Raw genomic sequence first — 23,164 nt, 5'->3', positions numbered from 1 at the left:
ATTCAACAAAATACCTGCGTTGAGAGAGAAAACATGAAAGCCATTATTTCAGTATGGATGCAGCCGGTTTATGCGCGCAAGAATGTCGGCATGTCAAAGACCATGTATATTTTGTTGAGTCTGACCACGCTTGCATCGCTTGTCGTCCTCTATTTTGCGAGCACAGAAGAGCCTGGTTTGCGAGCAATGATATGGGCCTTGCTCGCTTGTGGTGGGTTAATTCTAGCTACATTGATTTTCACCTGGTTCGTCATGCTGGTGCCCAACATTACCCTGCAATACACGCCTGCGAATGCATCGCTGGTACCAGGTCTGAAGCGTAATTTGCAAGTGGCACTTGCTATTCCTGTCTTGCTGATGCCATTGGGTTTTGCATACTTGAATCATGACCATTTCTCTTTGAGCTGGTTTTTTGGGGTAGTGGCTCTCCTTATTTATACTGCGACCATACGCACACAATGGGCTTATGTAGTGATCACGCTGCTATTTCTGACACCGATTGCTTTTGACAAGGGTAAAAGTTTTTTCATTGATCCGACATGGAATCAACCGGTATTATTCTTTGTTGCTGGCCTTGGTTTAACTGTATTGGTACTTCAATGGGTTTTTAAGCTCCATGGTGACCAGCATTTCAGGCACAAAGAGAATTTTGCCATGATGCAAAAGCAAATGAATGGCGAAGAAATTTCGAACAGGTACTACAGCCTGAATTTCATCAATCCTTATGCTCTACTGTTGCGCCTGAGTATGAAAAAAGTGAAAAGGAACCCGGCAAAAGCCGGCGATCTAATGCTGTTTTCTCTGGGGGCTCAAGTTTTTTGGATGACCAGTTTCTTTTCAGTCGTATTCATGGCAGCCCTGTTGTTCATCGTCTTTGCGGTTTTGGGCAACCACAGCAGCAAGTTTGACGAAAAAAATATAGGCCTGGCTTACTTTATTGGTCTGGTGTCTCTGATCATGCTGTCACCGATATACAGCTCCATCGTGCGCTCCTTGGTCTATCTGCGCAAGGGGGAGCTGGGGCTGCTGATGTTGACAGCCAAGTTACCTGATCCACATCAGCAGGGCAGGCTGCTCTTGCAATCCATGCTGCGCCAGTTCCTCGGTTTGTGGCTGACAACAACTTTCATATTTGGCAGTGCGATCTATCTCCTGCAAACTTCAACACGTATGTCTGCGATCATCTGGATTATCAGTTTTTGCCTGTTGCCGGTGAGCGTGCTGAGTTTGAACAACTATGCCCGTATGGAATCTACTTACCAAACTTCATTGCTTGCAGCACTGGGAATACCTGTGCTGCTTGGCATCATCTCCATTGTGGTGTACGTACAGTCAGGATTCATCTCAGCCTGGCAGATTTGCGCGGCGATTACTTTGACAACAGCTATCATCCTTTACTGGAGATGGCTCAGGCTGGCAAAAGTGGCAGCCATTTTCCCCGCTGGCCGGGCAGTATGAGGACAAGAACATGCGCATCCTGCTACTTTGTGCAGTTTTTTTATTCACGGCAATATTGCTGACGCCGCCAGAGGTGACTGTATCAGCCGGTAAGTCACTCATGCTGGCTTGCCAGTATGACGGAAAAGAGGGAGAAATCTGGGAATGCCTCGGTATCAAGCTAGGGAAAATCACTCTGGAAGTGCTGTATTCATACTTTAGTATAGGGCACATAAAGCTGTAAATCGCCTATATTCACTGCATCTCTTCGTTGAATAGTCAACATTAAGGATCTCAGTATGAATATGCCACTGCCCATGCAAGTATTTGCACCTGCTGTCAAAAAAGAAGATGCCAGAAGCCTGAGTGCGCTGGAACAGTATGAACGCCGCCGCCAGGTCATACGCGCCCACCAGCGCGGTGCGAGAAAAGTCCAGATCGCACGTGAACTGGGGCTTAGCTATACTGCAGTCTGTCTGATTATTGCCCGCTACCAGGAGCAGGGTGCCGATGCCATTCTGCCGCACCGCCGTGGCCGCCGTTCAGGCGAAGGCCGTGCCATGAGTACCGAGCAGGAAGAGCAAATACAACAACTGATACGTGACAACAAGCCACGTCAGTTGCAGATGGACTTTGCTGAATGGACACGTCCTGCCGTCGCTGAGCTCATCAGCAAACATCTGGGCGTCAAAATTCACATACGTTCAGTGACCAACTATCTGAAGCGCTGGAACATCGTAGTGGAAAGGGCCGTACCCAGCCCTTACCTGCGTACGCAAAAGCTGATGATGCGTGATATGGCAGAACAGGTGAAAACACCGGTTCCATCCATGCCTATGATGCCGTCCATTTATGACCCCCTGACCCAGGCTGTATCCCATTCGTATTAATGAATGGAATGGGATAGATGAGCTGGAGTTGGAACTGGAGCTAAGGCTTAGCCCAGCCACTTCAGCAAATCGCGCAGGCGTTGTTCATTATTGCCGGTATCAAATTCCTTGATACCGATTTGCTTCAGCGTGGGTTTGCCTGCTTCGGTTTCATCGAGCTGCCCGAGTTCTTTTTTCAAGGCCTGGATTTGTGCTGCCGTGATCTTTGGGTGGGCAATCAAAGGCTGGTAAGGCTGGGGCTGGCTGGTGTGGATGACGCGGTGGCCGGTTTTTTCAAGGTTCTTGGCAACGCCTGAATATGAGGCAATGCCGCCGACATCGGCCAGCAGATTGTCCAGATAAAACAATACTGCACCCTGTTCTTTGGCATACTGGATTTTTTCTGTCGCCAGGTTGAATCCATTGTGTGTCAATTCTGCCGAGCAGAATTTCGACATATAAGAAATCTTTTCAGGCAAGGCTATGCGTTTGCCTTTTACATCAGCGATACTCTTCAATGGTGATGCCTTGGGTACGATGAGCACGCACTGACCATCAGGCTTGGATGTCGAGACCAGTTGATATTTGTAGTCGCGTATGCCACGTGCAGGATAGTCACTGGGCCGGGCAATCACAAAATCCATCTTGCCTGCTTTCATGCCTTCTTCAAGCTGGGAAAACTCACGTGCCACCACCACCGTCACTTTTTTACCCAGGGCCTTGCCCATGACTTCTGCCAGGCCAGTATATTTTTCTATGACCTGGGCCGCATCAAGCCCGCCAGAAGTACCTTCACTGACGTACAGACTATAGTTGTTTTGCGCCTGCGCCTGGACAGTAAAACCAGCCAGGCAGCAAGCAGCAATCGATAGAGCTTTTTTCATATCCGTCATCCTGGGAAACTGTTCATCATTCTTGTCACGTAGTTGTCACGTATTGATCACATACGCCAACACCAGACGCATGCATCTGATGGATGACCGGTTACGCCAACGCAACTTGTGGAAAGGCCAACTTTAATCCAGATAAGCCGATACAAGCAACCATTTTTAACATTCTTGTTTTTGTAAAATGCTTTTTTGCAACCTGTCAAAAAAGTAATGCATTGCCAAATCACCATGCATGAAAGCAGAAAATTTCATGATCAGTTTGCCTATAAATCTGCTATTGTTGCCGCATAAATCAGCACTTTTAGATAATGGAGTGAAAATGAGCCAGTTTTCCAACTATGGCCGTAATGTGGCAGCAGCCCTGGTCCTGTTAGTCAGCAGCCTGGGCCAGGCCAGCGTCATGGCACAAACACCAGCGCCCGCCAAGGCGCAGGCAATACAAAAATCCAAAGTGGTTTTTCAGGTCAGTGATGGCGAAAGCCGCAAATGGGAGCTGGCACTGAATAATGTGAAGAATGTCATCAAAGACCTGGGCAAGGATAATGTCGAGGTAGAAATTGTCGCCTATGGCCCAGGCATAGACATGTTCAAGTTTGAGACACCCGTAGCCAGCCGTATTGATGAAGTCATCAAGATGGGGGCCCATGTCGTAATCTGCGAGAACACCATGCGGGCACAAAAAATCAGCAAGTCAGACATGCTCGACAATCTCGATTATGTAGAAGCAGGCGTGTCGCAACTGATCAGGCGGCAGCAGCAGGGTTATGCCTACATCAGGCCCTGATGTGCAGCAGGGTGGTGACTCGCGGGCAGCTAAGCTATAATTTGCACCTGGCATCATTGGGCTAAGCAGCCCATACATGTGAATCCATACGGATTCCATCAGGAGGAACGACCTTCCCCAGTTTGGGAATGAATGTCCGGGACGGCCCGGCTCTTTGAAAGGAGAGCCGTCATGGCTTGGATATTATTGGTACTGGCCGGTCTGTTTGAAGTAGTCTGGGCCTTCTCCATGAAGCAGTCTGAAGGTTTCACTAAATTTCTTCCCACTGTCATCACCATCGCAGGCATGATAGTCAGCTTCGCTTTGCTGGCGCTATCCATGCGTACTCTGCCACTAGGCACAGCTTATACCATGTGGACAGGCATAGGTGCCGTCGGTGCCTTCATCCTTGGCATCGTCTTCTTTGGTGAGCAATTGAATTTCATGCGTGTCTGTGCATTGTTGCTCATCATCTGCGGTCTGGTCTTCATGAAAATGTCTTCATCGCACTAGATCGTAATTTATGTGGCAAAGCCCTTGATCTGGCTTTGTATGCCAAGGGCTTTGAAGACTATATGCTCAAGCCAGCTTCAAGGCTTCCAGTGTGCTTTGCGTCGCTTTGCAATCAAAATCAATGATCTGGTAATCCGCGACATCTGCCTGTACATAAGAATCTTCCGCCAGTATTTGCAAGAGCCTTTCCTTGCTGATGCTCTGTACGGCGATGACGCCACCGAGGCCACTCTTTTTGGGACCGGCAAACAGGAATATACCTTCCTTCAGGTAACGGCCTACCCATTCGCCATGGGCTTTGATTTGCGGTTCTACTTCAACAGGGTTTTTGCTATAGCTGACATTGAGTATGAACATGGTGTTTTCCTGAGTTTTTCTTGAATGTGAAGTGAGTGGCAAAAACTTGAATAGCGGCTGATGGCTGTTCAATGTTTTTATTTCTGTCCCAAACCAGCCGGACAGCTGATGCCAGTATATTTAGTGGTAATACTTTGATAAAGTAGCAACAGGTTTGTAGATAGCTAAGCGCTGGTGTTGAATCCGGTATGTGCTTGGATTAGGCCGCGAGTACTCTTTAATTCGAAAGTCCACATTCATTCGAAAGTTCACATCATGATGTTAAGCCTGATCAGGAAAATTTCTTCCCTGCTTTTATTGCTTTGTTTTGTGCTACCTCTTTCCAAATGCGAATCAAAAATGCAGCCGCAAAAGGAAGCACAATCGCAAACTGCAAATGACCAGGCTAAGCAAAATGAGGCGGGGAAAGAGGCCGTGAAAGAGGTTGCGAAAGATAATTTACTATATGGCTATGTCTTATTGATCGACGGTTGGGAGGACGTGCGCAAAAACAAAACGCTGGCAAGCAGTGCGACCTTGCTCGCAGTATTAACCGTATTTCTCCTGCCCTGCGTGCTGTTGGTTTTGAAGGAAAAACCACAAGTCATCATTACCTTGCTGGCCAGTGTGCTTGCAGGCCCAGCCTTGTTCTTTTGGGTGCTGGTGTGGGGAACGCCGCAAGCCGGCGGCGTGCTGGCGATTCTCTGCTGGATCAGTTTATTGCTAGTCAGCCTGATCTATTGCTGGCGCTGGGCTTTGCATTGGTGGCGGCAAAGAAAAGCACTGGGATGAATAATCCCGGTGCACCTGAATTTGGAAAGAATGCACTGTGATCAAAAGTGTAAGCACTGGTGACAAAGTAAAATGACAGACACTGTGAGCGGTATTTTTTCATCGTGAATTGCTTACAAACATTTAGCCACATGCTGTTCCTGAAACTTAGAATGCAAAACTCTTCAAGACATTCAGGTTTTAACTACACAAGGACACCAGCATGAAAATTTCCAGACTCGCCGCCATCTCGACCATCGCCTTGCTTTTGCCACTGACTGCATTTGCAGGCAAGGCTGAGCGCGACTTCATGAGCAATGAAGTTGAGCCCGCAGTCAAGGCTGCCACCAGCAGCCTGAAAACATCTTGTGGTTGCGACGTCAAATTCGATATCAAGGCCGACAGTTTTCAAAGCACTGACGACATGTTCAAGATCAAGTATTTTGCCGCTACCATCAAGGACAATGTTGCCTCCTATTGCGCTGATGCCGCGACAAAAAAAGCCATGTGCAAAATGAAGTCCATAGAATTCAGCAAGGCTCCGACGACTTACCTCAAGTTTGCTGGCGGTAAAGTCTCAGCGACTACTGATGGCACTTCCCAGCCTTCATGGGAAATGCTGACGAGGGAAGTAGATAAATAAACTCATCGACTGCAAAAAATAAGAATGGGGTGGCCTGATCATGGCCACCCTTTTTTATTGGGGCTGTTTTCTGCCGTATTAAAAATTTCCTGCACATTTCCCGATTATGTACTATCATAAGTTACATGAGACAAGACAGCAAACTTTCCTCCATCCTCCACGTGCTATTGCACATGGCGCATGGTCAACGGGCCATGACTTCTGAAGAACTGGCGCAATACCTGACCACCAATCCGGTGCTGGTCAGGCGTGTGCTGGCGGGCTTGCGCAGCCGTGGCTATGTGAGTTCAGACAAGGGCCATGGCGGCGGCTGGGTGATTTCTTGCGACTTGCAAACAGTGACCTTGCGTGACATTTACGATGCCCTCGGCGCACCTACCGTCTTTGCCATGGGCAACCGCAATGACAATCCAGCGTGCCTGGTCGAGCAAGTCGTCAACGAAGCACTCGCAACTGCCTTTGACGAAGCAGAGGCCTTGCTCATCGCCCGCCTGGGTGACGTGACGCTGGGCGATCTGGCTACTGAATTCGGCCGCAAATTTAATGCACACAGCAAGAACAAGGGAAAAAGCCATGACCATCATCACTAAGGGTATGATGTTTGATGCCATCATCATCGGTGGCAGCTATGCCGGGCTTTCAGCCGCCATGCAACTGGCACGCGCCAGGCGGCAGGTACTGGTCATTGATGGCGGCCAGCGCCGTAACCGCTTTGTTGAATACTCACACGGCTTTCTGGGGCAAGATGGCAAAAAAGCCAGCGCCATCGCCAGTGAAGGCAAGGCACAGTTGATGGCCTATAAAACCGTCACCTGGGTAGAGGGACAGGCAACATCGGTAGCTCGCCAGGATGAGGGGTTTATCGTAACCATTGAGGGGCAGGGCAATTACCAGGCACGCAGGCTGATACTCGCCACCGGTGTCACAGATGATTTGCCAGCGATAGAAGGTCTGGCAGAACGCTGGGGCCGCAGCATCTTCCACTGTCCATATTGTCACGGCTATGAAATTGACAATGGCCGCATTGGCGTACTGGCTACCAGCCCGCTGTCGTATCATCATGCGATGATGCTGCCAGACTGGGGTCAAGTCACGCTGTTCACCAATCTATGCTTTGAGCCAGATGCTGAGCAATTGTCGGCTTTGCAAAAACGTGGCGTCACAATAGTAGCTGCGCCTGTAAGCAAGATCAGCGGCCTTGCTACGGTAGAACTGCAAGACGGCAGGCAACATGACATGGACGGCCTGTTCACCATGGGCACGATCCGCATCAACAGTCCCTTCGCCACACAACTGGCTTGCGAAATGACAGAAGGCCCCATGGGTACCGTTATCCGCACTAACGAAATCAAAGCCACCAGCGTGCCCGGCGTATTCGCCTGCGGTGACGCCGCACGCATGGCAGGCAATGTGGCAATGGCCGTGGCTGACGGCGCGATGGCAGGGGTGGCAGCACATCAGTCCATGATCTTTGAGGCAAAGGCTGCCTGATAGCTTGACGGTTTCAAGGAGAGAGCGGAGGGACGGCGAAGTATATTCTGGTCATGTTCATGACATAAATCTGGAATAAATTTCTGTCTGCTGTTTTGACAGAAATTTCCTCCACCTGACCTGATCATTGATGCCATGAACCCATCTGAAAACCGTCGCCACCAACGCGTGCAATTCTTCTTAGTTCCTCTGGGCACCCACGAGATACGCCCGGTCTGGGTATTCAACTCCCCCGAGCATGCCGATGCCCTGCCAGCCCTGCTGGTCAACCTCAGCACGGGTGGCCTGCAGGTGCTGACCGAACTCGAATCCGAAATGCCATCCGGCCAGTACCAGCTCAGCTTTTTACCAGATGAAGCGCAACCCGACATGGCACTGGGCGATTGCCAGATACAATTGCTGTGGACAGAACGTGAAGCGGGCATGCACACCAGATCAGGCTTTGCCTTTACCGGGCAGATACCGGCAGACTTGCAGGATTTGCTCACGCATGAGGATGCCGCGAAGCTGTTTTTGCGATGTGTGATTATGCCCGTGAGTGAGGTGAGGGCGAAGGATTTGGAGACGGTTTAAGGTTCTCTTAACTACGACGAACAATGACTTCAGTTCGCAATATGATTACAGGTTGTGTTGATGTTGCTTTTGATTTTCGCAGTTCCCATGTGTCGGCGCCGTTTGTGCGGTACAGAAAATGGAAAAAGAAGAGCCGCTGTTTGAGCGAAGCGAGTTTCGGATCTTCCCATTTTTTGTACCGCATAAACGGGTACCCCTTTAGGGGGCGACGACGCCTGGGGCGCCTTCTTTGGCATACCTTTCTTGGCGACGCAAGAAAGGTATGTAGCTGTCGGGCTACCCCCGACCTGCAATCGTCGATCACGTGCGAAGATATTTTAGAGTCAAGTTCGTAGCCGCATGCAATTCTGGTGGGAATGTACTTTGCAGTATGTTAAGAATGCCACTGAAGCGCCTACCTTGTAGACTTCCGCCAAAAGCATGCAGGAATGACGGTAACACGATAATGGCTTATCAGAAGCAACGTGATAATTGCGACTAAAAAACTTTAAACCCTGTCGGCACTAGATGGGCGTGCAGTTCAATCTGCACCACCCACCAAAACCTCTTCCCGCTTTTTCTTCGTCAAGCCCGACAAAGCCTTTTGATAAGAATACTCAAGCAATTCCCGCAAATAGTCTTCAGGAAATTGCTCGACAGCGACGATAGTGACCCAATGAAAGCGCCCCATATACCGCGCCGGTTTTACGCCCGGCATATCAGTCAGCTCAAGAAAGCGAGCAGGCGTCACCCGTATGCTGAAACGCCAGCGCTCAGGCTCGCTGGTCTTGAAGTAGGCAAAGGATTTTTCTCCTACGCTATACACCAGTATATTACTGGGCGTATCGTGTAGTCTTTCACGGGCACCAGCATAACCGGCACATAATTTTTTGAGAGCAGCTAGTTTCATCGCAGGCTTAAGGTCAATAGCAAAATGGGATACGTAAGCATCTCAGTGTATTGCAATTCTGGCAATCTTGCTTGAGCAGTAAGAGGCAAGCCAGGCTTGCCCCTCAGCACCAGAGCCTTAGTTGCGCAGCCCACGATATTCCAGCACACTAAAAGCCAGCACCACCAGTGCCTGCACACTGACACAGACAAATCCCAATATACTGGGTTCAAACCAGACTTCCATCGTCAATATGCTGGCGATGACCCAGCCCAGGTTACCGAGTATGACGATCCATACCAGTGGTGCAGGCGGCTTTGTTTCGCCACCAGCGCGGCTGGTAAAACCCACCAGTGCAGCAACCGGGAACAGGCTGGCACCTGCCATGAACAAAAAATCCTTGGGCAAGCCCAGCAAGCCAGACAAAAGACCAGACGCGGCAACCAGTAACAAGCCCATGGCAAGGCCAGTAATGGCATCCAGTGTCAGTATGGTGCGCAGGGACAGGACAGGTGCATGCAATTTAACTGCGGCAGATGTATTAGTAGCTGTTGACATGATGTATCTCCAAAAACAGTTGAGGGGATTGCAGTTTCGCTCTACATTTGCAGCGAGTCGATTACCTGGCAGGTAATGGCGCTCATGCAACAGGGCAGGGATAATGCATCAGGTATCCATATTTCTTAAGGGAAGCGCAATGGCTCATCTCACATTGGCGACAGCAGAACAGACAGAGGCACCAGTCGGTACCCTGATACGTGAATGGCGCACGCAACGCAAAATAAGCCAGATGGAGCTGGCGCTGGACATCGATATTTCGCCACGTCACCTGAGCTTTGTAGAAACTGGGCGCTCACGCCCCAGTGCAGAACTCTTGATGAGCATCGCCAGCCAGCTGGATGTGCCCTTGCGCGCCCGCAATACCTGGCTGCTGGCGGCAGGCTATGCGCCACGCTATAGCGAACAGGGGTTGGATACGGCCCGCATGGCGCAAGCCAAAGCCGCAGTGCAGCGCCTGCTCGATACGCATGATCCTTATCCCGGCGTTGCACTGGACAGGCACTGGAATGTGGTCTTGCATAACAGTGCCGCTGCAAAACTCATGAGCCTGTTGCCGCCAGAATTGCTGACACCAGAAATCAATATCTTCAGAGCCAGCCTGCATCCGCAAGGCTTTGCGGCTTTTACCAAAAACTTTGCAGAATGGGGTAGCTATCTTTTGCAAGTCCTGCAAAGGCTCATGCTGAGTGCCCGCGATGAAGCCATCATCGCCCTGGTGGAAGAAGTGCATGCCTATCCCAATGTCATCGCCCTCAAACAGCAAACACCCGTCACGCAAGCGACAGAACCCTCTTTGCTGATACCCTGCATCATGGAGCTGCATGGCCATGAACTTTCGCTCTTCACGACCCTGACCACCTTTGGCAGCCCGCGCGACATCACCCTGCATGAGCTGTGCGTGGAATTGTTTTATCCGGCAGATACACAAACCGAAGTTTTCTTGAAGGCGATGGGAGCATGATTGCTGCGATTATGCACATTCGCTAAATCTTGGTAAGATGCCTGTTCCCTTCCCACCCGAGGACAAGCATCATGTACAAACTGTATAGCCTCTGCCAGTCAGGCAATTCCTTCAAGGTCGCTTTCCTGCTGCGCGCACTGAACCAGCCTTTTGAGAACGCCTTTGTCGATATGTTCCAGGGGGTTACCCGCAGCAATGAATGGCGCGAGCAAGCCAATGAAATGGGGGAGGTGCCCATACTAGAAGACGGCGAACGCAGGCTGACACAGTCTGGCGTAATCCTCAGCTACCTTGCCAACAAGCATGGCGCTTTTGGTGGCAAGAATGAAGATGAAAAACTCGAAGTATTGCGCTGGCTTTTATTTGATAACCACAAGTTCACCAGTTATTTTGCCAGCTACCGCTTCAATAAATCCTTTGGTCCCTCTGCCCCCGATCCGGCTGTCCAGGCCTGGCTGTTGGGGCGCATAGACAATGCCTTCACTATTGTCAACAAACATCTGGCAGGCCGAGAATACCTGGTCGGCGATGCACCGACGATTGCTGATTTTTCCCTGAGTGCCTACCTGTTTTATCCTGAAGAAGAGAGTGGCTACAAGCTGACAGACCGCTACCCGCACATCGTCGCCTGGCTGGACCGCTTGCGTGCCTTGCCAGGCTGGGCACATCCTTATGAAGTCTTGCCAGGTGAGCGGATTACGCCCAAGTGGTGAATAAGTTTTGGTAAAAACTATTTCGGAAGCAGCATGAAATCAGCATGACAGTCAAAGTAAAGCACAGCATCAATATTGCAGAGTTGCGCAGTATCATTAATTCCATATTGTCCCATGTGGAAGATGATTTGCAGTTGAAAGAGGTTGAACTGACCGAAGACTACTACTGGGCCATGCCAGACGATTCTTTATACGCCATACTTGAGGACGCTAAGGAACCGAATATAGGCAGCCTGTGTGAAGATCTGGAATTCAGCAAACACGTACTCAACGACAAGACACATGCATTTCCATTGATGCTGACTCATGTCGCACCTTTGCTGCAATATCTGGCATTGAATATAAAAAAAGTTTAGGGCTATCCTGTAATGTTAAACAAGACCTTCGCTTTTATGGCTTTATGCGTGACCGGTTTATTTTTAAATTTTTTATTGGTGGATAGCGTCCATGCAGATACTCCTTTGCAGCCACCACATAAAATCACGCGTGCCAGCCAGAATCAACAATATCAGATCATTTCCGATCCACTCCTTGGTACGCAAGTCCTGGATAAGAATAACAAGGTGCTCTGGAAAATGTCTGGCTGGTTTCGCGCACCCTTTATCAGCAATGATGGCGAATATTGTGTGACTGAGTATGATGGCCTGAACCTGATACCCCAGGATTATAGTCACGACATGGTCATGCTGACCTTCTGGAAGCATGGCAAGGTATTGCGAAAGGTCAGATTGAAGGAGATCATTCCCGACAAGCGCATCTTGAAAGAAACTGTTTCGCATTATTACTGGGGTCATGGGTTGGGCATAGATGAACATGGAAAATTCATAGTCCAGACAGCTGACGAAAAGCGCCTGTTTTTTGATATACGCACAGGCAAGCTTGTCACACCCTGAGCGGTTCACGCGAAATGTGACTGCGGCGGACGGGGTTGCGTTGTTGATTGGAGGGAAATCTGTTACTTGAATGATTGCTAATTTGCATGCTAAATTAGCAGCATGGTCAGATAATCAAGCCAGCTTTTTCATGGAGACAATATGAATCCCAAAGTCGATGCCTACGTCAGCAAAGCCAAGACCTGGAAAGAAGAAATCGAGCAATTGCGCAGCATAGTCCTTGAATGCCCATTGACTGAAGAATTCAAGTGGGGCAACCCCTGCTATACGCATGAGGATACAAATATTGTTCTTATTCATGTCTTCAAGGAATATGCTGCCCTGCTGTTTTTCAAGGGAGCGCTGCTAAAAGACAGCAAGGGTTTGCTGGTACAGCAGACCGAGAATACCCAGGCGGCGAGGCAACTTCGTTTCACCAGCGTTGAAGAAATCAGCAAGAAAAAAACCGCGATCAAAGCTTATATCAAGGATGCGATTGCAGTAGAAAAAGCCGGGCTGAAGGTGGAATTCAAAAAAACGACAGAATTCAATATGCCCGAAGAATTCCAGATCAAGCTTGACAGCATGCCCGCTTTGAAAAAAGCGTTTGAAGCCCTGACACCTGGACGACAAAGAGCATACCTGCTGCATTTCTCAGCCGCCAAGCAATCCAAGACCCGCGAATCAAGAGTGGAAAAAGCGATTCCGCAGATCCTGGAAGGCAAGGGGCTGGATGATGAATGAACCCTTTTCAGCTGTCAGCTGTCAGCGCACGCTCAACTTAGCAGATCGCTGGCAGCCAGATTGCCTGTGATGGCTGCAGGTTTCAGGGCAAAAATGGCACTGCCTTCGGGCAAGGACAGGTTACCTTCATACAGGGCGGCAAAAATGCTGCGTTCAAAGCGCAATGCATCTGCGGGTAACTGCTGACCAGATTCACGTCGCAAGCGCGCCAGAAATGCCGCATTGGTTTCATTCTCTGCACGTATAAAACACTGCATGTCCTTGCCGCGCAACAGCACTTCCTGGCTACGCGCGGCAGCATGCAGAAGGCATAGCTCATACATGGATGGGCGCGTGCCGCTGGCAAAGTAGGCGATCAGCTCGGGGCAAATGGTGGTGATGGCATTGTTTGAGCTGGCGACATTATTCATGGCGAACATGCCCGTGGAATACATGTCCAGCCAGTGCAGGCGCCCATCCTGCAGGTCGATGACCATGGGCAGGAAGATGCCATTGGCCCCTTGCAGATTGAACCTGAGCTCGACCGTGCGCGGGTCAAAATGATGTCCTTGAACATCGTCCCTGAACATGATGCCAGCATAGGCACGTTCCAGGTCTTCAAAGGCCATACCTGAATAATTATTCAAGACCATCACTGCATAGCGTATGCCTTGCCGTTGGGCTGTTTCAAGATCGATATCGACAAATTCACTGGCGCCATCAGGGAAGGGGGCACTGGTGATATCGCCAGAACTGCGGGCGATATGCTGACCATTTTTGCTCTGCAACTGCAATTGGTAATAGGAGCAAACTCCCTGATACTGCCAGTCAGCGTCATAAAAACCGACTGACAAATCCAGATCAGTACGGCTGGCATTGTTCTCAGGCTGGCACCAGTGTAAAAACAGGCGTGCTGTTTTTTCTGGTGTGACAGCAATGCAGGAGCCGCGCGGCAGACTGATCGCTGATTTGCTGGCAGTTCGCTCATTGAACGGCACGATGATGTCTTGTAATGCCCGGTCTATGATGAATTGATCATAGTGGGGTTTTGCAGCAAAGCGCAGCATGAGTTGTTCTTCCAGTGCGGCGACTATTTCTACTATGGTATTTGCGTCCAGGTTTGCTCTGGTCTCAGGTGCAAACACAGCTTTGGCGACCTGGCCCTTGGGCCAATATATTCTGGTTTTAACAGCTTGCGTCCTGACTGGCAGGTGAGCCAGTAAAGTGAGCAATACAGGTGTGGCAAATTGCGGCAGTGCCTTCTGAAAAGCAGACTTGACCTGGGCAAGTGCTGTTTCATTGGTACCCGCCGTTCGTAATAGTAAATCCAGGCGGCGTGCCAGTTCACCCGGCCTTTGCGCCAGCAAGCCAGCCATGGCACCCGCATCGCCCAGGCGCAGGCTGGCTTCAAGCTTGCCATAATAAGTCTGGAAGGCAGGCGCTGGCGTGCCGTCGGCAGATTTTTTGCGGATGATGGTAAAGGCGGCTGCCACCTGAGGGTAGCGGTTTTTGTATTCATGCGGATGCAGGAATTCGCCCATCCATACCCAATACGATCTGTGCCTGAGCATGTCTTCAGTCAGCAAATCAGGACGCAGGCTTTCCATGAAGCCCAGAAGCGACTTGCGTAGTGGGCGGCTCAGTTTGGCAACTTTAAAGCGTTTGACCAGCCGGGTGACTTGCATATGGGTGTGGCGTTTGGCCCAGGCGAGCCAGTGGCTGGATTCAAACCATGGCCGGTATTTTTTGACGCCACGCATTTCTGCAATAGCGAGTTGCCGGTAAACAGTCTGGCCCTGTAGGGCGGGGTCAGCGCCCGAATAGGCTGCGATCAGGCGCAGCACATCGGTGGCAGTGCTGATATACGATTTTGCTGCATCCATGACCAGGGCAGGTTCACATTGCTTCAACAAGCTGCCAAACAAAAGGGCAATGTTTTCACGCACGGGTATGACTTGCGGCAACCATGGTATGACTGCCACCCCATACTCTTGCACGATGGCGATGAAGTCGTCCGTGTCCACGGGTGACATGGCTTGCTTGCGCTCGCACAGGCTGTGCAATAGTTCTTTAGCTGCAGCATCTACATCCTGGCCAAGATCCAGCAGCTTGAAAATAATATTTTCTTTTGGCTGCTGGCGTGCTTGGGCTGGTTTGAAGAATGCTGATGACTCTGTTTGCTGGCCGCAGATTGGGCAGGCAGAATAATTACTACCGTCATAGCAATGATCACAAACCACATGTTCACAAGGCGCCAATACATGTGTGCTGCCAGTTTGTGAACAGAATAGACAGGGCTGATCAGGTAGTTGCAGGAAGTGACTGAGCACACGCTGACGCCACAGTGCATGCGTATCTGCGGGCACATCTTCAGGGAAACGACGAAACTGCGGCATCAACTGCTGGTTACCACCGACTTTTTCCAGTAAAACTTTCCATACATGCTTTTGGATCTGCGTTAGTGCATTCGCGCTCTGGCCTTGCAAGGCCAGACGCAGACGGGTGGAGACGGCATAACCCAGTTTCGCCAGATTGATTTCAAAAGCTTGCAGATAGGATTCTGGCAGAAGGCTGGCGTCTGTGCCTGCTTCTACAAAAACCAGATGTTTTCTTCTGAGCAGTAAAGCCTGTGTCGCAGAAAATGGCAAAGTCATGCACGCTTCCAACAAAAAACGGAAGAGGGCCCGAGCCAACTTCCGCTGATGATCAAAGTATCCCTGATATAAAATCAGGTGAAGAAATAAGTTGCGAAGGAAATCGACCGGGCTGTTTCAGGTTGTAGAAGGAAGCCCAGTCTGAGCCTTCGCAATACAGATGCTAACGCAAATACTGTCAGAAGATCAAGGGTTTGGGAAAAGGATAGGTTTGAAAGCGGTGCGCTAAAACCCAGGCCCTTCATACCGTATTCCGCTCGATATGATGAGGCCGATGTCATCACCCAGCGAGTCTGCTGCCGGGGTAAGGGTGTTTGCTGGGGTGCTGCTCTTCATGATAATTCGGGGCACGGGTTTGCATGGTGAGGGCATTACCCAGCACAGTCGTTGTCGTCAGTGCGGCTTTGTCACTACCCCAGCAAGCGAGGGCAGAGTTGCGGTTGCCGTGCAGGTCGATGATGATGTCTCTGGCTTGTTTGTCCGACAGTTGCCCATCTGGCGGCACTGGCCTGGTCTTGGGTGGCAGGACGATGGCGTCACCCGGTGCCACCCACAGGTCTGCCAGACAAATTTCCTGCACATAAGGGCGCCAGCGTGCCACGCTGATGACCAGGGGTAAGTCATCCTGCGAAAAGAAGATGTGAGGAAAGTCATGGAATTCGAGGTCAGTGGGATTATGGGTCAGCAACTCGCGCCGCCGGCGGCCACCTATGTAGGGAGACTGATGGCCCGCCCATTTGCCATACGTATATTGGGCCATGATCATGCCCTCATATTCAAAGCGCAGGCATTCGCCGCTTTTCAGTAGGGTCATACCAAAGGCCTGCACACTATCCCTGGTGGCTGTGATGGCTTCGTAATGGACTTCGGCAACCTTGAAATTGAATTCGGTAATCTGGTAAGGGTGACCATCATTCGGTATGGTCTTGGGCTGGTGGCTGATGCCCTTGTATTTTGTGCCCAGCTCAAGATCGGGATTATCTTCGGCGATGCTGATCTCAGTGCCAAACGCCTGGCGCAATTGCCTGCAGTGACCGCGCTCGTTATACAGATAGGGATATACGCCGGGCAGCAAGTCTATGTAAGGACCATCTTCTATGAAGATAGGGGCATCAAAGTTTTCATTACTCAAGGCAGCACTCCCGGTCGCATGGATGATGGTCGCTGGCAGGCTTTGCTGCCAGCGGCATTGCAGGTCCATGCTAACTGGTAATCGCTGTTTTGTGCTATTTTTTTGATAAGTCCTGCCTGCCTAGCGCACAGCGTAAACCTGCCCGGTTTGTGCGCCTTCGACACTCCTCGCATAGGCCAGGCCCACACGTTTTGCGGATACTGCTTCAAAGCCAGGGAAGAAACTGCCCAGTGCAGCGACCGAGGCTTCCAGCAAGCCGGGGCTGACAACATTGATGCGTAAGCCGCGTGGTAATTCTATCGCTGCGCCACGCACAAAACCTTCGATGGCACCGTTGACCATGGCTGCACTGGCGCCAGCACGTATTTGTATGTCGCCGACGAAGCCGCTGGTCAGCGTGATGGAGCTGCCATCATGCAGATAGTCCTGAGCGATGCGCGCAACATTCACCTGGCCCATAAGCTTACTGTTGAGACCTATGTGGTAATGCTGTTCTTCGATTTCACCCAGAGGGGCAAAATGCACATGGCCTGCCGCGACCACCACGCCATCAACCTTGCCAGTACGGGTAAACAATGCTTGTATCTGTTCGCTGTTGCTGATGTCCAGCTGTAGGTCTCCGCTGCTCTTGCCGACGCGGATAAGCTCATGACGGGCACCGAGTTCATTGCTGATAGCGCTGCCTACTGTGCCGTTGGCACCGATGATGATGAGTTTCATGGTTTGTTCCTCTCGTTGGTGATTGCATTCGTTTTAAATAATCCTGAAGCTTTGAAGCTCAGGATTAAGTATCTTCCAATTTTTAATGTAGATAAATGTCACGGAAACGCATATATTGCTAACCATTGGTTAGTAATTGAGGTGAGCAATGGATAAATTGCGCAGCATGGAAGTGTTCGTCGCCGTTGTCGATGCAGGCAGCTTTACGGCTGCCGCAGCGCAGTGCGAAATCTCGCCTGTCATGGTCGGCAAACACATACAGTTTCTGGAAGAACTGCTCGCTGCGCGTCTGTTGACACGCACGACGCGCCGCCAGAGTCTGACCGAGCTGGGTTTGCAATACGCGGAGCAATGCCGGGCCATACTGGCGCAGATCAGTGAGGCAGAGTCCGGTGCCGCCAGGATGCGTGGCGGTGCCCGTGGCGTGCTGAAGATCACCTCCCCCGTGACCTTCGGCAGTGAATTGCTGGCTCCGGCCATGGTCGATTATCTTGCGCAATATCCAGAAATGCGTGCTGACCTGCACATGAATGACAGACTGGTGGATGTGGTCGAAGATGGCTACGATGCCGCCATACGCATAGGCAGGCTGGAAGACTCCACCCTGATTGCCCGCCCGCTAAGGCCCTACCGCATGATGATCTGCGCCGCGCCTGCCTACCTGCAACGCAAGGGCATACCGCTTAAACCTGCCGATCTGACAGCGCATGAGTGCCTGGATTTTTTACACTGGAACAAGCATGTGCGCTGGCGCCTGAGTGAAGATGTCACCGACATCCCCGTCAGCCGCCTGCGTTCGAATAATGGCCAGGCCTTGAAGAGTGCTGCCGTGGCGGGTTTCGGTATCGTCATGCAATCTGAACTGCTGCTCGCCAGTGAGGTTGCCGCAGGCAGACTGGTGCCACTGCTGCAAGACTACCTGCCTGCATCACGCCCCATGCATCTGCTGTATCCGCGCGACAGGCAGCCCACGCCCAAGCTTTCCACGTTTATAGAATTCATGGTGGGCAGGTTTGGTTTGTAGTGCTGAATTGTCTCTCAGGCTGCAAGGGCACGTATGCGCTGCCTGCGCCTGGGCAGGGATGTCTCACAACGTTGCCATTGACCAGCAGAGAATAATTCATAAGCACGGAAACAGCATTCCAGCGTGACTGCATTGACAGGATTGGCTCCTGCCATCAAATGAAAGTGCAGATGCGGCGTCATTGACTGGCCGGAGTTGCCGACGGCAGCTATCGTTTGCAAGGCTGCGACTTCCTGTCCCACCTCAACACAAACCGAGCCAGTGCGCGCATGGGCCAGGAAGGCATGGACAGCAGGATCTGCGCTGGATTGCAGGATGATATGATTACCGGCAAAGGCCCGGATATCGCCATGACCTGCATCCATCAACTGCTGCAATTCAGCGTCGCCTTGCTTTGAGAACAGCATTTCAACCAGAGTACGCAGATAGCTGTTGGCAGCCTCGGGGCAGCCATCAACGGCGGTCACGACCCTGCCAGCAAAAGGAGAGAATATCGGTTGGCCAAAGGCGTAATAATCTCCCAAGGGCACGGCCTGGAACAATTCTCGCCAGAGCGGGCGCCGGGTTGCTTTGAATTTGTGATCGACCTGTATTAAATCTAAGGCTCTTTCATGCCCGGCCTCGGTACCATCTGCGCCGACCAGCCATTCGCCGGACAAAGGAAATTCTATGATGATAGGTGCGGTCATGGGCTGGCGTTATTACGGTGCATGAGTACGCTTTGTCTGTATGAAAAAATAGTCAGAGCAACCAGCAAGCCTGTGACGAAACCATATAAATGCCCAGCCTTGATAGCTGTTATCGCATGCACATCCAGCGCCACTTGTATGGCGACTACCAGGCCAGCAAACCAGGTCACTTTGCTGCGTGGTGGCAAGACCAGCATGCCGGCACACAAGGCCATCAGCGCCTGTGAGGCACCGTCGGTGACGAGTGCAGGGTAATACCAGACGCTGGCAGTCTGGCCGGTGAGACCACCAATGAAGTAAATTGCCAGCAGGGCCAGCCAGCCTCTTGCTCTTTCCAGGCTGCTGGCAAGGATGAGTATGGACAAGGCATTGAACAGCATGTGCAGGAAATGCACATGCAGGAATTGCGAGACCAGCAGGCGCCACCATTCATGTCTGGTGAACAGCTCCCCGGTTGCGGCACCCAACTGCGGCAGGAGTACGGATTTTTGCGAGGCAAAATAAGATTTTCCGAAATACAGGACAGAACAAGTCCAGCCCGCCAATATCAGCACAAAGAGAAGAATTGCTACAGGCGATATGGGTAAAAGTTTTTTCTGGCTCATCTTGCTGATTTTGCATGCTTATGCGAGAGCAAGAATTTATCACGAAAGCAGCTTTGCCAGCCCAGGGATTGTTTATTTGTGCATTGCACAAAAGAAAGTATTTGCCTTTTATCCTTCCTTATTTGATTATATGCGCAAATAGTATTATTTGAGCTTGATCAAAAACAGATCGTGAAAACTGTGCTTGGAGAATAAACTATGCTGTCACTGATAGTGCGGATGGTGGCAGCATACAGGCGCAGCATGAACCCAGTATCTCATTGGAAAGTTTCAGTCTCATGTCTATCCAGATAAAAAAGTCCGGTCTTTTGCGCCGTGCACCCGAGAATTTTTTGGATGCACCCTTGCGCGAGGCCATTACTGAGCAAGGCTTGAATGATGAGCGTCGCGGCTTCTTGCGCAAGAGCTTTGCTGCCGCCACGGCAGCCTTGGCAAGCGGTGCAGCCATGGCCAGACCTGGCAGCATGCCTGAAGGTGATGGCGACCCGCTAATATTGAATCTGCAAGATCATGCCAAAAGCCTGGGCAACCCGGTTGTCATGCAAGGCTATGGCCAGCCATCCAAGTTTGAAAGTAATCTGCAGCGCCGCCAGTCACCTGGTCTCACACGGGTGCCACAGGCTTCGGTGTCGTTCGCGCCCCTGCAGGGCTTCTTTGGCATCATCACACCGAATGGTCTGCATTTTGAACGCCACCATCAGGGCTGGATAGATAACGACCCGGCACAACACCGCTTCATGATCAATGGTCTGGTGCGCGAAGCCAAGGTGTATACCATGGATGACCTCATGCGCCTGCCGTCGGTATCACGCATGCACTTCATAGAATGCGGCGCGAATAGCGCAACTGAATGGGGCAATGTCGCCGTGCCTACCGTGCAATACACCCATGGCATGCTGAGCTGCTGTGAATACACAGGCGTGCCCTTGTCAGTGCTGCTCGATGATTGCGGCATAGACCGCAAGAAAGCCAAGTTTGTGCTGGCCGAGGGTGGTGATGGTTCTGCCATGACACGCACCATCGATATCGCCCGCGCCATGGATGACGTTATCGTTGCCTATGCCATGAATGGTGAAATGCTGCGGCCAGAAAATGGATATCCACTCCGCCTGGTCGTACCCGGTGTGCAGGGCGTGTCCTGGGTCAAATGGTTGCGCCGTATCGAAGTTGGCGATCAGCCCTGGGCCACCAAGGATGAAGCGATACATTATATAGACCTGCAACCCAGCGGCTTGCACAGGCAATATACCTCGGTGCAAGAATGCAAGTCCGTCATCACCACGCCTTCTGGCGGGCAGATGTTGCTGGAAAAAGGCTTTCACAATATCACCGGCCTCGCATGGTCAGGACGCGGCAAGATCAAGCGCGTGGATGTGTCTGCCGACGGTGGCCGCAGCTGGCGTACCGCCAGGCTTGAAGGTCCAGTACTCGGCAAATGCCTGACCCGCTTCAACATGGACTGGAACTGGGATGGCGGACCAGCGATTTTGCAATCACGGGCGATCGATGAAACCGGCTATGTACAACCCAAGATCAACCAGTTGCGCGAAGTGCGCGGCACCAAATCGATTTATCACAATAATGCGATCCAATCGTGGAAAATCAATGAAGATGGCGAGGTCAGCAATGTACAAGTGGCCTGAGTTGCGCAAGTCTTTATCTGTCCTTGTGCTAGCTGGCTTCAGTCTTGCCGCCAGTGCAGCGGACTATACTAATATAGGCCGTGCTGCCACACCCAAGGAAGTCGCTGCCTGGGACATCGATGTGCGCCCCGACTTCAGGGGTTTGCCTAAAGGGCGCGGCAGTGTCGATCAGGGGCAGCAGGTATGGGATGGCAAATGTGCCTCCTGTCATGGCACCTTTGGTGAATCGAACCAGGTTTTCACTCCCATAGTCGGTGGCACCACCAAGGACGATGTCAAGAATGGCCGGGTAGCAGCACTGACAGGAAATAGCCAGCCGCAACGTACCACCCTGATGAAAGTCGCCACAGTTTCTACCTTGTGGGACTACATCAACCGCGCCATGCCCTGGAATGCACCCAAGACACTGACCACCGATGAAGTATATGCCGTCACCGCGTATATTCTTAACCTGGGAGGCGTTGTTGCTGACGACTTTACCATGTCGAATGAGAACATCGCCGAAGTACAAAAGCGCATGCCCAACCGTAATGGCATGACACAAAGCCATGGCCTGTGGCAAACCAGTGGCAAGCCAGATGTGAAGAACACGGCCTGCATGAAAGATTGCCTGAAGGAAGTCAAGATCACCTCTGAACTGCCAGCCTTTGCCCGCAGTGCGAACGGCAACCCGGTAGAGCAAAACCGTACTATTGGTGCCGTGCGCGGTGTTGATCTGAGCAAGGCTGCCGTCATCAAAGTCAGTGCGCCAGCCGCAGATGAAGGTTTGAAGCTGGCCAAACAATATGCCTGCACGGCCTGCCATGGTGTCAAGGACAAAGTAGTAGGCCCCGGCTTTGCCCAGATCGCTGCAAAATACAAGGGTGACGCCAATGCAGAGGCGAACTTGATCAAGAAAATCAAGACAGGCGGCAGCGGTGCCTGGGGTGATATCCCCATGCCGCCGCAAGGCCATATCAAGGATGCAGACATCAAGACCATGCTGGACTGGGTCATGCGTCAGTGAGGATCGTGGTGCAGCAAGGATTTTTCAGTTTTGTCATATCGATGGAACGATTTCGCGTTAAGCTTATCAAACTTTTTTAGTTCGCAATATAGCGGCAGTACGCTTACTCAGGAGACAGTAATGAAGCAGGCATTCAAGATCAACGATGACGGCCAGCAACGCCGTGATTTTTTACGCATATCCACGGTGTTTGGCCTGGCCTTTGCCGCCGGCTTGCTCAGACCGTCTGATGTATTTGCTGCCGAATGGCAAGGCAAGGCCTTTGAAGCCAAGAGCCTGCAAGATGCGTTTGCTGCGCTGGGTGCGGGCAGCCCTACCGTCAGTGCTGATGTCATTATTGGTGCGCCGGATATTGCAGAAAATGGTGCCGTGGTTCAAGTCAACGTCAGCAGCAAGGCCGCCAATACAGAATACATTGCGATCTTGATTGAAAAAAATCCAAATGCCATGTCGGCAGCATTTACCATACCTGAAGGTACTGAACCCCAGGTAGGAACACGTGTCAAGGTCGGCGAGACGTCGAATGTGCATGCCCTGGTGAAGGCCGATGGTAAATGGCTGGTGGCATCGAAAGAGATCAAGGTTACTCTGGGTGGTTGCGGCGGTTAATTTTTAGAATTTCAGGTCAGGTGCTACTGTGATGCATCGTAAGCCTGGAGAAGCAGATACAAGCGGGTTTCTCTGTGCACCTCTGTGTCTCCGTGCCT

28 protein-coding genes are annotated in these 23,164 nt (G+C 51.3%); 19 read left to right on the top strand and 9 right to left on the bottom strand.

The window, feature by feature from the left end:
• Window positions 1–33: 33 nt before the first annotated feature.
• The 3 genes from UNDYM_RS18495 to UNDYM_RS18485 are packed head-to-tail and all read left to right on the top strand — an operon-like array spanning window position 34 to window position 2,327.
• A complete protein-coding gene (locus UNDYM_RS18495; protein ID WP_162042347.1) occupies window positions 34–1,458 on the top strand; it encodes a hypothetical protein in 1,425 nt (474 codons plus the stop codon).
• A 10-nt stretch (window positions 1,459–1,468) separates the two neighbouring features.
• Complete coding sequence (locus UNDYM_RS18490; RefSeq protein ID WP_162042346.1) at window positions 1,469–1,681, top strand: hypothetical protein; 213 nt, start codon at window positions 1,469–1,471, stop codon at window positions 1,679–1,681.
• 55 nt (window positions 1,682–1,736) lie between these two features.
• The gene (locus UNDYM_RS18485) at window positions 1,737–2,327 is read left to right on the top strand and encodes a helix-turn-helix domain-containing protein (RefSeq protein ID WP_162042345.1); all 591 of its coding nucleotides are present in this window, start codon (window positions 1,737–1,739) and stop codon (window positions 2,325–2,327) included.
• 47 nt (window positions 2,328–2,374) lie between these two features.
• Here the strand turns inward: UNDYM_RS18485 and UNDYM_RS18480 are convergent, their stop codons facing one another.
• Window positions 2,375–3,190 (bottom strand): phosphate/phosphite/phosphonate ABC transporter substrate-binding protein, encoded by an 816-nt coding sequence (locus tag UNDYM_RS18480; RefSeq protein WP_162042344.1) that lies wholly within the window; start codon window positions 3,188–3,190, stop codon window positions 2,375–2,377.
• 325 nt (window positions 3,191–3,515) lie between these two features.
• Here UNDYM_RS18480 and UNDYM_RS18475 point away from each other — a divergent pair, with 325 nt between their 5' ends.
• Together UNDYM_RS18475 and sugE are read left to right on the top strand one after the other, a co-directional pair.
• A complete protein-coding gene (locus UNDYM_RS18475) occupies window positions 3,516–3,980 on the top strand; it encodes a DsrE family protein (protein WP_197740920.1) in 465 nt (154 codons plus the stop codon).
• A 171-nt stretch (window positions 3,981–4,151) separates the two neighbouring features.
• Entirely contained in the window at window positions 4,152–4,472 is a 321-nt protein-coding gene (gene sugE / locus UNDYM_RS18470) for a quaternary ammonium compound efflux SMR transporter SugE (RefSeq protein ID WP_162042343.1), read from the top strand.
• A 66-nt stretch (window positions 4,473–4,538) separates the two neighbouring features.
• On the opposite strand, the gene UNDYM_RS18465 is transcribed toward sugE, so the two are convergent.
• Complete coding sequence (locus UNDYM_RS18465; RefSeq protein ID WP_162042342.1) at window positions 4,539–4,829, bottom strand: YciI family protein; 291 nt, start codon at window positions 4,827–4,829, stop codon at window positions 4,539–4,541.
• A 255-nt stretch (window positions 4,830–5,084) separates the two neighbouring features.
• Here UNDYM_RS18465 and UNDYM_RS18460 point away from each other — a divergent pair, with 255 nt between their 5' ends.
• The 5 genes from UNDYM_RS18460 to UNDYM_RS18440 all read left to right on the top strand — a co-directional run bounded on the left by UNDYM_RS18460 (window position 5,085) and on the right by UNDYM_RS18440 (window position 8,286).
• Entirely contained in the window at window positions 5,085–5,600 is a 516-nt protein-coding gene (locus UNDYM_RS18460) for a hypothetical protein (RefSeq protein WP_162042341.1), read from the top strand.
• 202 nt (window positions 5,601–5,802) lie between these two features.
• Window positions 5,803–6,222, top strand: coding sequence for a hypothetical protein (locus tag UNDYM_RS18455; RefSeq protein WP_162042340.1), 420 nt, complete (start codon window positions 5,803–5,805; stop codon window positions 6,220–6,222).
• 125 nt (window positions 6,223–6,347) lie between these two features.
• A complete protein-coding gene (locus UNDYM_RS18450; RefSeq protein WP_162042339.1) occupies window positions 6,348–6,812 on the top strand; it encodes an Rrf2 family transcriptional regulator in 465 nt (154 codons plus the stop codon).
• Window positions 6,796–7,713, top strand: a complete 918-nt coding sequence (locus tag UNDYM_RS18445) for an NAD(P)/FAD-dependent oxidoreductase (protein ID WP_232063542.1) — start codon at window positions 6,796–6,798, stop codon at window positions 7,711–7,713. Before UNDYM_RS18450 ends, UNDYM_RS18445 begins: the two co-directional genes overlap by 17 nt.
• 135 nt (window positions 7,714–7,848) lie before the next feature.
• A complete protein-coding gene (locus tag UNDYM_RS18440; protein ID WP_162042338.1) occupies window positions 7,849–8,286 on the top strand; it encodes a hypothetical protein in 438 nt (145 codons plus the stop codon).
• Between the two features lie 520 nt (window positions 8,287–8,806).
• Here the strand turns inward: UNDYM_RS18440 and UNDYM_RS18435 are convergent.
• Window positions 8,807–9,175 carry an MmcQ/YjbR family DNA-binding protein gene (locus UNDYM_RS18435; protein WP_162042337.1) on the bottom strand — a complete coding sequence of 123 codons (369 nt, stop codon included), beginning with the start codon at window positions 9,173–9,175 and terminating at the stop codon, window positions 8,807–8,809.
• 117 nt (window positions 9,176–9,292) lie between these two features.
• Complete coding sequence (locus UNDYM_RS18430; RefSeq protein ID WP_162042336.1) at window positions 9,293–9,712, bottom strand: hypothetical protein; 420 nt, start codon at window positions 9,710–9,712, stop codon at window positions 9,293–9,295.
• A 139-nt stretch (window positions 9,713–9,851) separates the two neighbouring features.
• Between UNDYM_RS18430 and UNDYM_RS18425 the strand changes: the two genes are divergently transcribed.
• The 5 genes from UNDYM_RS18425 to UNDYM_RS18405 all read left to right on the top strand — a co-directional run bounded on the left by UNDYM_RS18425 (window position 9,852) and on the right by UNDYM_RS18405 (window position 13,005).
• Window positions 9,852–10,676 carry a helix-turn-helix domain-containing protein gene (locus tag UNDYM_RS18425; RefSeq protein WP_162042335.1) on the top strand — a complete coding sequence of 275 codons (825 nt, stop codon included), beginning with the start codon at window positions 9,852–9,854 and terminating at the stop codon, window positions 10,674–10,676.
• Window positions 10,677–10,747: 71 nt separating this feature from the next.
• On the top strand, window positions 10,748–11,389 hold the full coding sequence (locus UNDYM_RS18420) for a glutathione S-transferase family protein (RefSeq protein ID WP_162042334.1): 642 nt from the start codon (window positions 10,748–10,750) through the stop codon (window positions 11,387–11,389).
• 44 nt (window positions 11,390–11,433) lie between these two features.
• The gene (locus UNDYM_RS18415) at window positions 11,434–11,745 is read left to right on the top strand and encodes a hypothetical protein (protein ID WP_162042333.1); all 312 of its coding nucleotides are present in this window, start codon (window positions 11,434–11,436) and stop codon (window positions 11,743–11,745) included.
• Between the two features lie 48 nt (window positions 11,746–11,793).
• Window positions 11,794–12,282 carry a hypothetical protein gene (locus UNDYM_RS18410; RefSeq protein WP_162042332.1) on the top strand — a complete coding sequence of 163 codons (489 nt, stop codon included), beginning with the start codon at window positions 11,794–11,796 and terminating at the stop codon, window positions 12,280–12,282.
• A gap of 141 nt (window positions 12,283–12,423) precedes the next feature.
• Complete coding sequence (locus tag UNDYM_RS18405) at window positions 12,424–13,005, top strand: YdeI family protein (RefSeq protein WP_162042331.1); 582 nt, start codon at window positions 12,424–12,426, stop codon at window positions 13,003–13,005.
• A 32-nt stretch (window positions 13,006–13,037) separates the two neighbouring features.
• Here the strand turns inward: UNDYM_RS18405 and UNDYM_RS18400 are convergent, their stop codons facing one another.
• The 3 genes from UNDYM_RS18400 to UNDYM_RS18390 all read right to left on the bottom strand — a co-directional run bounded on the left by UNDYM_RS18400 (window position 13,038) and on the right by UNDYM_RS18390 (window position 17,490).
• Window positions 13,038–15,638, bottom strand: a complete 2,601-nt coding sequence (locus tag UNDYM_RS18400) for an MXAN_6230/SCO0854 family RING domain-containing protein (RefSeq protein WP_162042330.1) — start codon at window positions 15,636–15,638, stop codon at window positions 13,038–13,040.
• A 280-nt stretch (window positions 15,639–15,918) separates the two neighbouring features.
• On the bottom strand, window positions 15,919–16,839 hold the full coding sequence (locus UNDYM_RS18395; RefSeq protein ID WP_232063541.1) for a hypothetical protein: 921 nt from the start codon (window positions 16,837–16,839) through the stop codon (window positions 15,919–15,921).
• 51 nt (window positions 16,840–16,890) lie between these two features.
• Complete coding sequence (locus tag UNDYM_RS18390) at window positions 16,891–17,490, bottom strand: short chain dehydrogenase (RefSeq protein ID WP_162042329.1); 600 nt, start codon at window positions 17,488–17,490, stop codon at window positions 16,891–16,893.
• A 148-nt stretch (window positions 17,491–17,638) separates the two neighbouring features.
• Between UNDYM_RS18390 and UNDYM_RS18385 the strand changes: the two genes are divergently transcribed.
• On the top strand, window positions 17,639–18,514 hold the full coding sequence (locus UNDYM_RS18385) for a LysR family transcriptional regulator (protein WP_162042328.1): 876 nt from the start codon (window positions 17,639–17,641) through the stop codon (window positions 18,512–18,514).
• Window positions 18,515–18,528: 14 nt separating this feature from the next.
• Here UNDYM_RS18385 and UNDYM_RS18380 read toward each other — a convergent pair whose 3' ends face one another.
• Window positions 18,529–19,203 carry a M23 family metallopeptidase gene (locus UNDYM_RS18380; protein ID WP_162042327.1) on the bottom strand — a complete coding sequence of 225 codons (675 nt, stop codon included), beginning with the start codon at window positions 19,201–19,203 and terminating at the stop codon, window positions 18,529–18,531.
• Entirely contained in the window at window positions 19,200–19,808 is a 609-nt protein-coding gene (locus UNDYM_RS18375; RefSeq protein WP_162042326.1) for a rhomboid family intramembrane serine protease, read from the bottom strand. Before UNDYM_RS18375 ends, UNDYM_RS18380 begins: the two co-directional genes overlap by 4 nt.
• Window positions 19,809–20,086: 278 nt before the next feature.
• Here UNDYM_RS18375 and soxC point away from each other — a divergent pair, with 278 nt between their 5' ends.
• The 3 genes from soxC to soxY all read left to right on the top strand — a co-directional run bounded on the left by soxC (window position 20,087) and on the right by soxY (window position 23,066).
• A complete protein-coding gene (gene soxC / locus UNDYM_RS18370) occupies window positions 20,087–21,451 on the top strand; it encodes a sulfite dehydrogenase (protein WP_162042325.1) in 1,365 nt (454 codons plus the stop codon).
• Entirely contained in the window at window positions 21,435–22,457 is a 1,023-nt protein-coding gene (locus UNDYM_RS18365; RefSeq protein ID WP_162042324.1) for a c-type cytochrome, read from the top strand. The genes soxC and UNDYM_RS18365 overlap by 17 nt, the downstream gene beginning before the upstream one ends.
• A 120-nt stretch (window positions 22,458–22,577) precedes the next feature.
• Window positions 22,578–23,066: a thiosulfate oxidation carrier protein SoxY gene (gene soxY / locus UNDYM_RS18360; protein WP_162042323.1), complete on the top strand. Its 489-nt coding sequence runs from the start codon at window positions 22,578–22,580 to the stop codon at window positions 23,064–23,066.
• Window positions 23,067–23,164: the final 98 nt, after the last annotated feature.

Origin of the sequence: Undibacterium sp. YM2 (genome assembly GCF_009937975.1) — a bacterium.
GTDB lineage: Bacteria > Pseudomonadota > Gammaproteobacteria > Burkholderiales > Burkholderiaceae_D > Undibacterium.
This window is presented reverse-complemented; position numbering and strand designations above follow the sequence as displayed.